This is a genomic window from Pseudomonas sp. AF03-9 (genome assembly GCF_020515815.1).
In the GTDB taxonomy this organism is placed as follows: domain Bacteria; phylum Pseudomonadota; class Gammaproteobacteria; order Pseudomonadales; family Pseudomonadaceae; genus Aquipseudomonas.
This window is the reverse complement of the sequence record NZ_JAHPJF010000009.1, coordinates 33,841-45,010: the sequence shown is the minus strand read 5'-3', so window position 1 is coordinate 45,010 and position 11,170 is coordinate 33,841. Positions and strand designations below refer to the sequence as shown.

Annotated in this window: 10 protein-coding genes; 9 read left to right on the top strand and 1 reads right to left on the bottom strand. The window is 58.2% G+C overall.

The features are described 5' to 3' along the window. Positions 1–44 precede the first annotated feature (44 nt). Positions 45–833 (bottom strand): type I methionyl aminopeptidase, encoded by a 789-nt coding sequence (map, locus tag LIY36_RS12840; protein ID WP_135287993.1) that lies wholly within the window; start codon positions 831–833, stop codon positions 45–47. 387 nt (positions 834–1,220) lie between these two features. Between map and rpsB the strand changes: the two genes are divergently transcribed. From rpsB to bamA, 9 genes are all read left to right on the top strand, one after another. Then, complete coding sequence (rpsB, locus tag LIY36_RS12835) at positions 1,221–1,958, top strand: 30S ribosomal protein S2 (RefSeq protein ID WP_003189158.1); 738 nt, start codon at positions 1,221–1,223, stop codon at positions 1,956–1,958. A 192-nt stretch (positions 1,959–2,150) separates the two neighbouring features. Further along, positions 2,151–3,014, top strand: a complete 864-nt coding sequence (gene tsf / locus LIY36_RS12830) for a translation elongation factor Ts (protein WP_017739118.1) — start codon at positions 2,151–2,153, stop codon at positions 3,012–3,014. Between the two features lie 209 nt (positions 3,015–3,223). Then, a complete protein-coding gene (pyrH, locus tag LIY36_RS12825) occupies positions 3,224–3,967 on the top strand; it encodes a UMP kinase (protein ID WP_003189161.1) in 744 nt (247 codons plus the stop codon). Then, positions 3,964–4,521 carry a ribosome recycling factor gene (gene frr / locus LIY36_RS12820; protein WP_192299353.1) on the top strand — a complete coding sequence of 186 codons (558 nt, stop codon included), beginning with the start codon at positions 3,964–3,966 and terminating at the stop codon, positions 4,519–4,521. Before pyrH ends, frr begins: the two co-directional genes overlap by 4 nt. 17 nt (positions 4,522–4,538) lie before the next feature. Further along, on the top strand, positions 4,539–5,294 hold the full coding sequence (uppS, locus tag LIY36_RS12815; protein ID WP_226455875.1) for a polyprenyl diphosphate synthase: 756 nt from the start codon (positions 4,539–4,541) through the stop codon (positions 5,292–5,294). Further along, a complete protein-coding gene (locus tag LIY36_RS12810; protein WP_226455874.1) occupies positions 5,295–6,101 on the top strand; it encodes a phosphatidate cytidylyltransferase in 807 nt (268 codons plus the stop codon). Then, on the top strand, positions 6,098–7,288 hold the full coding sequence (gene ispC / locus LIY36_RS12805) for a 1-deoxy-D-xylulose-5-phosphate reductoisomerase (protein WP_226455873.1): 1,191 nt from the start codon (positions 6,098–6,100) through the stop codon (positions 7,286–7,288). The genes LIY36_RS12810 and ispC overlap by 4 nt, the downstream gene beginning before the upstream one ends. Before the next feature lie 53 nt (positions 7,289–7,341). Then, on the top strand, positions 7,342–8,694 hold the full coding sequence (gene rseP, locus LIY36_RS12800; protein ID WP_226455872.1) for a sigma E protease regulator RseP: 1,353 nt from the start codon (positions 7,342–7,344) through the stop codon (positions 8,692–8,694). A 74-nt stretch (positions 8,695–8,768) separates the two neighbouring features. Continuing rightward, positions 8,769–11,156 (top strand): outer membrane protein assembly factor BamA, encoded by a 2,388-nt coding sequence (gene bamA, locus LIY36_RS12795; RefSeq protein ID WP_226455871.1) that lies wholly within the window; start codon positions 8,769–8,771, stop codon positions 11,154–11,156. Positions 11,157–11,170: the final 14 nt, after the last annotated feature.

Genomic DNA, 11,170 nt, shown 5'->3' with positions numbered 1-11,170 from the left:
AGTCACAACACGCTGTGGGAAAACCTGAGCAACCCTGTTTATACCTAAACGGCAGCCGAAACGCGTGGGATCGTGTCGTCGGCGCGCAGGGTGAAGATCTCGTAGCCGGTTTCCGTGACCAGCAGGGTGTGTTCCCACTGGGCCGAGAGCTTGCGGTCCTTGGTAATGGCGGTCCAGCCGTCGCCCAGTACCTTGGTGTCGGCCTTGCCCTGGTTGATCATCGGCTCGATGGTGAAGGTCATGCCGGCCTTCAGTTCCATGCCGGTGCCGGCGCGGCCGTAGTGCAGGATCTGCGGTTCTTCGTGGAACACAGTGCCGATGCCGTGGCCACAGAATTCGCGGACCACCGAGAAGCCGTTCTTTTCCGCGTGCTTCTGGATCACTTCACCGATGTCGCCCAGGCGGCAGCCTGGCTTGACGATTTCGATGGCCTTGTACATGCATTCCTGGGTGACCTGGGACAGGCGCTCGGCCCAGACCGGCACGGTGCCGACGTGGAACATGCGGCTGGTGTCGCCGAAGTAGCGGTCCTTGATCACGGTGACGTCGATGTTCAGGGTGTCGCCGTCCTTCAACGGCTTGTCGCCCGGAATCCCGTGGCAGACCACGTGGTTGACCGAGGTGCAGATCGACTTGGGGAAACCCTTGTAGTTCAATGGCGCGGGGATGGCGCCCTGCACGTTGACTATATAGTCGTGGCAGATCTGGTTCAGGGTTTCGGTGGTGACGCCGGGCTTGACGTGTTCTGCAATCATTTCCAGCACGTCGGCAGCCAGTTTGCCGGCGATGCGCATGCCAGCAATGTCTTCGGCGGTTTTCAAACTAACGGTCATACAGGCTCTCTCTAGCGCGACGCGCTGAAATCAATACGGTTCACGGGCGTGCGACAAAAGGTTACAGAATTCGCACAAGCCCCAAAAAACGCGATTCTAACAGACGCTGGCGTCAAATCATGAGCCCCTGATGATCGCTTCTCTCTATAAGGTAGGGTGATGTTGGCTCTATTCAAGGGCTTGGGTAAATGCGCTGGGCGGCAAATGTGATTGCGGGTTTCGTTTTCGTCGATGCTGTGGTATAAAATGCGCCGCTTTCCGGGGATACCCCGCAAAGCTTAAATCCACACACGTGTCGACACGATGACCTGGGTGCCGGAGGCCTTGATGCCGCTGGTTGGTCATTGGGATACGTGGAGGCCAAACCCGACTTATTAAGGAACTATCATGTCCCAAGTCAACATGCGCGATATGCTGAAGGCCGGTGTGCACTTCGGTCACCAGACCCGTTACTGGAACCCGAAAATGGGTAAATACATTTTCGGCGCACGTAACAAGATCCACATCATCAACCTTGAAAAAACCCTGCCAATGTTCAACGAAGCTCTGACTTTCGTAGAGCGCCTGGCCCAGGGCAAAAACAAGATTCTGTTCGTCGGCACCAAGCGTTCCGCTGGCAAGATCGTTGCTGAAGAAGCAGCACGTTGCGGTTCGCCGTACGTCGATCACCGCTGGTTGGGCGGCATGCTGACCAACTTCAAAACCATCCGTGCTTCCATCAAGCGTCTGCGTGACCTTGAAGTACAAGCCGAAGACGGTACTTTCGCCAAGCTGACCAAGAAAGAAGCGCTGATGCGCTCCCGTGACCTGGAAAAGCTCGATCGTTCCCTGGGTGGTATCAAGGACATGGGCGGTCTGCCTGACGCACTGTTCGTTATCGACGTTGATCACGAGCGCATCGCGATCACCGAAGCCAACAAGCTGGGCATCCCTGTTATCGGCGTAGTCGATACCAACAGCAGCCCGGAAGGCGTTGACTACATCATCCCAGGCAACGATGACGCAATCCGCGCTATCCAGCTGTACATGGGTTCGATGGCTGACGCTGTAATCCGTGGTCGCAACCACGTTGCTGGTGGTACCGAGCAGTTCGTTGAAGAAGCTCCGGTAGCCGCAGCTGAGTAATTGACGCCCTGGCGTTGACTCAGTAAGCAAAAAGGGGGCTTGGCCCCCTTTTTGCCACCTCGAAAACCATTTGTCGGCAGCGCAGCTACATCATCTGTAACGTGCAGCGGCCTACAAAGGTGGTTCGGGAAGAATTGATCCCCCGTTCGATCGGGTGGAATGGTTGAAAACCTATCCAAGAGGAATTTGAAAATGGCAGCAATTACTGCAGCGTTGGTTAAAGAACTGCGTGAGCGTACCGGCGAAGGCATGATGGATTGCAAGAAAGCCCTGGAAAAGGCTGACGGCGACATCGAAAAAGCCATTGATGACATGCGTGCTTCCGGCGCCATCAAGGCTGCCAAGAAAGCAGGCAACGTAGCTGCTGAAGGCGCGATCGCTCTGAAAGAAGACGGCAAGTCCGCCGTTCTGCTGGAAGTGAACTCGCAGACCGACTTCCTGGCTCTGCAAGATGACTTCAAGGCATTCGTTGCTGCCAGCGTTGAAAAAGCATTCGCTGACAAGCTGACTACCGTTGAGCCTCTGATCGAAGCTCAAGAAGCTGCTCGCCTGGTACTGGTCGGCAAGGTTGGCGAAAACGTCAACATCCGTCGCCTGGTTCGCGTTGAAGGTGATGTTGTTGGTGGTTACCTGCACGGCAACAAGATCGGTGTTGCAGTTGTCCTGAAAGGCGGCAACGTCGAGCTGGCCAAAGACATCGCCATGCACGTAGCAGCCAGCAACCCTGAGTTCCTGCTGCCTTCGGAAGTTTCTGCCGAAGCGATCGAGCGTGAAAAAGCTGTGTTCCTGCAGCTGAACGAAGAAAAAATCAAAGGCAAGCCAGAAAACATTGTTGAGAACATGGTCAAAGGCCGTATCAGCAAGTTCCTGGCCGAAGCAAGCCTGGTTGAGCAGGCGTTCGTCAAGAACCCTGAAATCAAGGTTGGCGAACTGGCCAAGAAAGCCGGTGCAGAAATCGTTTCCTTCACTTACTTCAAAGTAGGCGAAGGCATCGAGAAGCCGGTCGACAACTTCGCTGAAGAAGTTGCTGCCCAGCTGGCTGCCGCCAAACAATAAGACAGTTTTCAACTGTCGCCCGAAAGAGGCTGCCCGCTCACGCGCGCAGCCTCTTTTCAAATGGGAAGGCCAATTTTATTTGGATTCCCTTCGGAACTGGCTTACAAAGCCGTGTTCCGATGGCGCTGTGAGAGCGTCCAGCTAGAGTGAACGCAAGCCGTAAACGGCTCGCCAAGAATTTTTAAAATACGCCGCAGGAGAGATTCGCAATGGCTCAGCAGGGCAGTGGTTATCAGGCTCGCTATAAACGCATTCTACTCAAGCTCAGCGGCGAGGCCCTGATGGGCTCGGAAGAGTTCGGGATCGATCCCAAGGTGCTCGACCGCATGGCGCTGGAAGTCGGCCAATTGGTTGGCATCGGTGTGCAGGTCGGCCTGGTGATTGGTGGCGGTAACCTGTTCCGCGGCGCGGCACTGAGTGCGGCGGGTATGGATCGGGTCACTGGCGACCACATGGGCATGCTGGCTACTGTGATGAACGCCCTGGCCATGCGCGACGCCCTGGAGCGTGCCAATATCTCGGCTATCGTGATGTCGGCTATTTCCATGGTTGGCGTGACTGATCACTATGATCGCCGCAAAGCCATGCGCCACCTGAACTCCAAGGAAGTGGTGATCTTTGCCGCCGGCACGGGTAACCCGTTCTTCACCACCGATTCGGCTGCGTGCCTGCGCGCGATCGAAATCGACGCCGACGTCGTGCTGAAGGCGACCAAGGTCGATGGCGTATACACTGCAGATCCATTCAAAGACCCGCATGCCGAGAAGTTCGATCATCTGACCTACGATGAAGTGCTGGATCGCAAGCTGGGTGTGATGGACCTGACGGCTATTTGCCTGTGCCGCGACCACAAGATGCCGCTGCGCGTATTTAACATGAACAAGCCCGGCGCCCTGCTGAATATCGTACACGGCGGCGCTGAAGGGACTCTGATCGAGGAAGGCCAACAATGATCAACGAAATCAAGAAAGACGCCCAGGCGCGTATGCAAAAATCCCTGGAATCCCTGAGCCACGCATTCGGCCAGATTCGCACCGGCAAGGCGCACCCGAGCATCCTGGGTAGCGTGATGGTGCCTTACTACGGTTCCGATACACCGATCAGTAGCGTCGCCAACATTACCGTTAAAGACTCGCGCACCCTGCAGGTCGTAGCGTTTGAGCGCAACATGCTGGGTGCTGTCGACAAGGCCATCCAGAGCGCCGGCCTGAACCTCAACCCGACAAACCTGGGCGAGTTGCTGTTGATCTCCATGCCGGCCCTGACTGAAGAAACCCGTAAGGGCTTCACCAAGCAGGCTCGCAGCGCCGCTGAAGATGCACGTGTAGCGGTGCGTAACATCCGTCGCGATGCCCTGGGTGAGCTGAAGAAGCTGGTCAAGGACAAGGAAATCAGCGAAGACGAAGAGCGTCGTGCCGTCGCTGACATCGACAAGCTGACCAAAGATGCCGAGGCCCAGATCACCAAGGCCACGGAAGAAAAAGAAAAGGACCTGATGGCCGTATAAGGGGTCAGGACGCCTTCATGGAAAAGACCAAGCAGACTGTACCTTCTATGGTGCCGCGTCACGTCGCGATCATCATGGATGGGAATAATCGCTGGGCGAAAAAACGCTTTATGCCGGGTGTTGCCGGGCATAAAGCGGGTGTCGATGCGGTGCGGGCTGTGATTGAGGTGTGTGCCGAGGCCAAGGTCGAGGTACTGACCCTCTTTGCTTTCTCCAGTGAAAACTGGCAGCGCCCGGCCGATGAAGTCAGTGCCCTGATGGACCTGTTCTTCAAGGCTTTGCGTCGCGAAGCCAAGCGCCTCAACGACAACAACATCAGCCTGCGAATCATTGGTGACCGCTCACGGTTCCATCCGGAGTTGCAGGCGGCCATGCGCGAGGCTGAAGCCATTACTGCCGGCTCCGGCCGGTTTGTGCTGCAGATCGCCGCCAATTACGGCGGCCAGTGGGACATCGCCCAGGCCGCGCAACGCTTGGCCCGTGAAGTACAGGCCGGTCACCTGCGCCCGGACGACATCACGCCCGAGCTGTTGCAAACCTGCCTGGTGACCGGCGACCTGCCGTTGCCTGACTTGTGCATCCGTACCGGTGGCGAGCACCGCATCAGCAATTTCCTCCTGTGGCAATTGGCCTACACCGAGCTGTACTTCTCCGACCTGTTCTGGCCGGACTTCAAACACGATGCCATGCGCAATGCGCTGGCCGATTTCGCTTCCCGTCAGCGTCGCTTTGGTAAAACGAGCGAGCAGATCGAAGCTGGAGCCCGGGTTTAAATGCTTAAACAACGAATCATCACAGCACTGATCCTGCTGCCGATTGCCTTGTGTGGGTTTTTCCTGCTCGACGGTTCCGGCTTTGCGCTGTTTATCGGCCTGGTCGTGACCCTGGGAGCCTGGGAATGGGCGCGCCTGGCGGGTTTCAATGCTCAACTGCCGCGGGTGGTGTACGCCGCTGTCGTGGCGCTTCTGCTGTTCCTGATGTACATCCTGCCGGACATCGCACCCTGGGTGCTGGGGGCAGCGGTGTTGTGGTGGGCACTGGCGACGTTCCTGGTGCTGACCTATCCGCGTACCAGCAGCCAGTGGTCCAGCGTTGCCTGCAAGCTGGTGATCGGTTTGCTGATCCTGCTGCCGGCCTGGCAGGGGTTGGTAGAGATCAAGCGTTATCCCATCGGTAATTGGCTGATTCTGGCGGTAATGGTATTGGTGTGGGGCGCCGATATTGGTGCCTACTTCTCCGGTCGGGCCTTCGGCAAGCGCAAGCTGGCGCCGGCGGTCAGTCCCGGCAAAAGCTGGGAGGGCGTGTATGGCGGCCTGGCATTGACGCTGGTCATCACGCTGGTGGTCGGCCTCGTGCGTGACTGGTCGGTGAAGGAGATTTTCCTGGGCCTGCTGGGTACGGCCATCGTCGTCTTTATCTCGGTGGTGGGTGATCTCACTGAAAGCATGTTCAAGCGCCAGGCTGGGATCAAGGACAGCAGCAACCTGCTGCCGGGTCACGGCGGTGTGCTGGATCGTATTGACAGCCTGACCGCCGCTATTCCGATCTTTGCTGTGCTGTTGTGGATGATCGCTTCGTGAGCCGCCTGCAACAGGTGACCGTGCTGGGCGCCACCGGCTCGGTCGGGCTGAGCGCCCTGGACGTGATCGCTCGTCATCCTGATCGTTACCAGGTGTTTGCCCTGACCGGCTTCTCGCGTTTGGCAGAGCTGCTGGCCCTGTGTGTGCGCCATGCGCCTCGCTATGCCGTGGTGCCTGAGGCAGTCGCCGCGCGAGGCTTGCAGGATGATCTGCGGGCCGCGGGCCTGGCGACCGAGGTGTTGGTCGCAGAGGAAGGGCTGTGCCAGGTCTCGGCGGATGCCGAGGTAGACACCGTTGTGGCTGCCATCGTGGGTGCCGCGGGCCTGCGCCCAACCTTGGCGGCTGTCGACGCCGGCAAGAAGATATTGTTGGCCAATAAAGAGGCGCTGGTGATGTCCGGCACACTCTTTATGCAGGCGGTGCGCAAGAGCGGTGCTGTGTTGCTGCCGCTCGACAGCGAGCACAATGCAATCTTCCAGTGCATGCCGGGTGATTTTGCCCGTGGCTTGAGCCAGGTCGGTGTGCGCCGGATTCTGCTGACTGCGTCCGGTGGTCCGTTCCGACAGACTCCGCTGGCCGAGTTGGAGCACGTCTCGCCTGACCAGGCGTGTGCCCATCCGAACTGGTCGATGGGGCGCAAGATCTCCGTTGACTCGGCGAGCATGATGAACAAGGGCCTTGAGTTGATCGAGGCGTGCTGGTTGTTCGATGCCAGGCCTGATCAGGTCGAGGTGGTGATTCACCCACAAAGTGTGATTCATTCCCTGGTCGATTATGTGGACGGTTCGGTATTGGCGCAGCTGGGTAACCCCGATATGCGCACGCCGATCGCCAACGCCCTGGCCTGGCCTGAGCGGATCGATTCCGGCGTGGCGCCGTTGGACCTGTTTGCCATTGCCCGCCTGGACTTCGAAGCACCGGACGAGCAGCGTTTCCCTTGCCTGCGCCTGGCGCGGCAAGCGGCCGAGGCGGGTAACAGCGCGCCGGCGATGCTCAATGCGGCGAATGAAGTGGCTGTGGCGGCGTTTCTTGGTGGGCGCATCCGCTTTCCGCAGATCGCGAGTATCATCGAGGACGTACTGGGTCTTGAGCCTGTGGTCGCTGTAAATGATTTGGCGGCAGTGTTCGAGGCTGATGCAAAGGCGCGGGCCCTGGCCGAGCAATGGTTGAACCGCAACGCGCGTTAGTCTGCGGGCGCGTTTGAGCCTTCAGGCACTGGATTGGAATGCGGAGAAATTAGATGAGTGCGCTCTACATGATTGTCGGCACCCTGGTTGCTCTGGGCGTGCTGGTTACCTTCCACGAATTCGGCCACTTCTGGGTTGCGCGTCGTTGCGGCGTCAAGGTATTGCGCTTTTCCGTCGGTTTCGGCATGCCGTTGCTGCGCTGGCATGACCGCCAGGGCACCGAGTTCGTGATCGCGGCGATTCCGCTGGGCGGCTACGTCAAGATGCTTGATGAGCGCGAAGGCGAAGTGCCGGCCGATCAGCTGGACCAATCCTTCAATCGCAAGACCGTTCGTCAGCGTATTGCCATCGTTGCTGCCGGCCCGATCGCCAACTTCCTGCTGGCGATGTTTTTTTTCTGGGTCTTGGCCATGCTGGGCAGCGAGCAACTGCGTCCGATCATCGGTGCGGTCGAGGCTGACAGTATTGCGGCCAGGGCTGGCTTGACCAGCGGCCAGGAAATTGTTGCGATTGATGGCGAGCCAACCACAGGTTGGGGCGCGGTCAACCTGCAGTTGGTGCGTCGCCTGGGGGAGAGTGGCACCATCAATGTGGTGGTACGTGAGCAGGACTCCACGGCCGAATCGCCACGTGAGCTCAAGCTGGACCGTTGGCTCCAGGGCGCGGATGAGCCTGATCCGATCAAGTCCCTGGGCATTCGTCCGTGGCGTCCGAGCCTGCCGCCGGTCCTCGCCGAGCTGGACCCGAAAGGTCCGGCCCAGGCGGCCGGCCTGAAAACCGGCGACCGTTTGTTGGCGCTTGATGGTCAGGCGCTGGCCGATTGGCAGCAAGTGGTCGATCTGGTGCGTGTACGCCCTGATACCAAAATTGTGCTGAAAGTTGAGCGCGAGGGTGCTCAAATCGATGTCCCCGTGACCCTGTCGGTGCGTGGGGAAGCCAAGGCGGCCGGGGGTTACCTGGGCGCCGGGGTGAAGAGTCCGGAGTGGCCGCCGTCGATGCTGCGCGAGGTCAGTTACGGGCCGGTGGCGGCGATTGGCGAGGCTGCGAAACGCACCTGGACCATGAGTGTGCTGACCCTCGAATCCCTGAAGAAAATGTTGTTCGGCGAGCTCTCGGTAAAAAACTTGAGTGGACCGATAACCATTGCTAAAGTGGCGGGCGCTTCTGCCCAGTCGGGTGTCGCGGATTTCCTGAATTTCCTGGCTTATCTGAGTATTAGCCTGGGGGTTCTGAATTTGCTGCCCATCCCAGTATTGGATGGGGGGCATCTGTTGTTTTATCTGGTCGAGTGGGTGCGTGGTCGCCCCTTGTCGGATCGGGTGCAAGGTTGGGGGATACAGATCGGTATCAGTTTGGTGGTCGGGGTGATGTTGTTAGCCTTGGTCAACGATCTGGGACGTCTGTAACGCTTCGCTGAATTGCGAATCTGCCGCATTTTGCGGCAGTTTGTTTATTGCCAGTTGGAATAAGAAAGGACTTCATGAAACGTCTGCTGCTAACTGCGGTTCTCACCGTATTGATGATCGCCGAAGTTCACGCCGAGTCCTTCACCATCTCCGATATTCGCGTCAACGGCCTCCAGCGGGTATCCGCAGGTAGCGTCTTTGGTGCGTTGCCGTTGAACGTCGGGGAACAGGCTGATGACCGTCGCCTGGTGGAATCCACTCGTGCGCTGTTCAAAACCGGCTTCTTTCAAGATATCCAACTGGGTCGCGAAGGCAACGTCCTCGTTATCACCGTGGTCGAGCGACCTTCCGTCGCCAGTATCGAGATCGAGGGCAACAAGGCGATCTCCACTGAAGACCTGATGAAAGGCCTCAAGCAATCCGGCCTGGCCGAGGGCGAGATCTTCCAGCGTGCCACCCTTGAAGGTGTGCGTAACGAACTGCAACGCCAGTACGTTGCCCAGGGCCGCTACTCCGCGTCCGTGGAAACCGAAGTGATCCCGCAGCCTCGTAACCGTGTCGGCCTCAAGGTCAACATCAACGAAGGCACCGTGGCGGCCATTCAGCACATCAACGTGGTGGGCAACACCAAGTTCGCCGATGAAGACCTGATCGACCTGTTCGAACTGAAGACCACCAACTGGCTGTCGTTCTTCAAGAACGATGACAAGTACGCCCGCGAAAAACTCTCCGGTGACCTGGAGCGCCTGCGTTCCTACTACCTGGACCGTGGCTATATCAACATGGATATTGCCTCCACCCAGGTGTCCATCACCCCGGACAAGAAACACGTCTACATCACCGTCAACGTCAATGAAGGCGAGAAGTACAAGGTTCGTGATGTCAAGCTGAGCGGTGATCTGAAAGTTCCCGAAGATCAGGTCAAGGCCTTGCTGCTGGTGCAGAAGGACCAGGTGTTCTCGCGCAAACTGATGACCACGACCTCCGAGCTGATCACCCGTCGCCTGGGCAACGAAGGCTATACCTTCGCCAACGTCAACGGCGTGCCGACCCCACATGATGATGACCACACCGTGGACATCACCTTTGTCGTCGACCCGGGCAAGCGTGCCTACGTGAACCGTATCAACTTCCGTGGCAACACCAAGTCTGCGGACGAAGTGCTGCGTCGTGAAATGCGTCAGATGGAAGGTGGCTGGGCGTCGACATACCTGATCGACCAGTCCAAGACCCGTCTTGAGCGCCTGGGCTTCTTTAAAGAGGTCAACGTCGAAACCCCGGCCGTGCCAGGTGTGGATGACCAGGTTGACGTGAACTACGCCGTAGAAGAACAAGCCTCGGGTTCGATCACCGCGAGTGTCGGCTTTGCACAGAGTGCCGGTCTGATCCTTGGTGGTTCGATTACCCAGAACAACTTCCTAGGTACCGGTAACAAGGTCTCCATCGGCCTGACCCGCAGCGAATACCAGAGCCGCTATAACTTCGGTTATGTCGACCCCTACTGGACTGCTGACGGTGTGAGCCTGGGCTACAACGCCTTCTACCGTACCACCGACTACAAAGACCTCGACGTCGACGTTGCAAGCTATGCGATCGACAGCCTGGGTGCTGGCGTGAACATCGGTTACCCGATCAGTGAGACCTCGCGTCTTACCTTCGGCCTGACCGCGCAACAGGATGAGATCAAGACCGGTGTCTACACCGTGGACGAAATCTTCGACTTCACCCGTCGTGAAGGCGACAAGTTCCTGAACTTCAAGGCGTCTGCCGGCTGGTCCGAGTCGACCCTGAACAAAGGTGTACTGGCAACCCGTGGCCATTCCCAGAGCCTGACCCTGGAAACCACCACGCCGGGCAGCGACCTGTCGTTCTTCAAACTCGACTACCGCGGCCAGCTGTTCCAGCCGTTGAGCGACAACTACACCATGCGCCTGCACACTGAGTTGGGCTACGGTGACGGTTATGGTTCGACCAATGGCCTGCCGTTCTACGAGAACTACTATGCGGGTGGCTTCAACTCCGTACGTGGTTTCAAGGACAGCACCCTGGGCCCGCGTGGTACGCCGAGCCGTGGTGTTGGTGTAACCGGTAACCAGGGCACTGTGGTCGACTCCGACAACAAGCCTCTGCCGTTCGGTGGTAACGTGTTGATTCAGGGTGGTGCGGAGATTCTGTTCCCGCTGCCGTTCGTCAAGGACCAGCGTTCGTTGCGTACTTCGGTATTCTGGGACGTGGGTAACGTATTCGATTCCAAGTGTGAGCAGATCACCAACCCAAGCGGCGTGAAATCTCAGACCCAGTGCAACGACGTGAGCCTGAGCAACCTGGCGAGCTCCGTTGGTGTGGGTGTGACTTGGGTGACTGCGCTTGGCCCATTGAGCTTTGCTCTGGCCATGCCGATCAAGAAACCGGATAACGCTGAAACCCAGATTTTCCAATTCTCCCTCGGCCAGACGTTCTAAGCGTCTGACCCAAG

Excerpts from the sequence above, each read along its gene's own strand:
- map (WP_135287993.1), bottom strand. The coding sequence starts at position 833 with ATGACCGTTAGTTTGAAAACCGCCGAAGACATTGCTGGCATGCGCATC.
- rpsB (WP_003189158.1), top strand. The coding sequence starts at position 1,221 with ATGTCCCAAGTCAACATGCGCGATATGCTGAAGGCCGGTGTGCACTTC.
- tsf (WP_017739118.1), top strand. The coding sequence starts at position 2,151 with ATGGCAGCAATTACTGCAGCGTTGGTTAAAGAACTGCGTGAGCGTACC.
- pyrH (WP_003189161.1), top strand. The coding sequence starts at position 3,224 with ATGGCTCAGCAGGGCAGTGGTTATCAGGCTCGCTATAAACGCATTCTA.
- frr (WP_192299353.1), top strand. The coding sequence starts at position 3,964 with ATGATCAACGAAATCAAGAAAGACGCCCAGGCGCGTATGCAAAAATCC.
- uppS (WP_226455875.1), top strand. The coding sequence starts at position 4,539 with ATGGAAAAGACCAAGCAGACTGTACCTTCTATGGTGCCGCGTCACGTC.
- LIY36_RS12810 (WP_226455874.1), top strand. The coding sequence starts at position 5,295 with ATGCTTAAACAACGAATCATCACAGCACTGATCCTGCTGCCGATTGCC.
- rseP (WP_226455872.1), top strand. The coding sequence starts at position 7,342 with ATGAGTGCGCTCTACATGATTGTCGGCACCCTGGTTGCTCTGGGCGTG.
- bamA (WP_226455871.1), top strand. The coding sequence starts at position 8,769 with ATGAAACGTCTGCTGCTAACTGCGGTTCTCACCGTATTGATGATCGCC.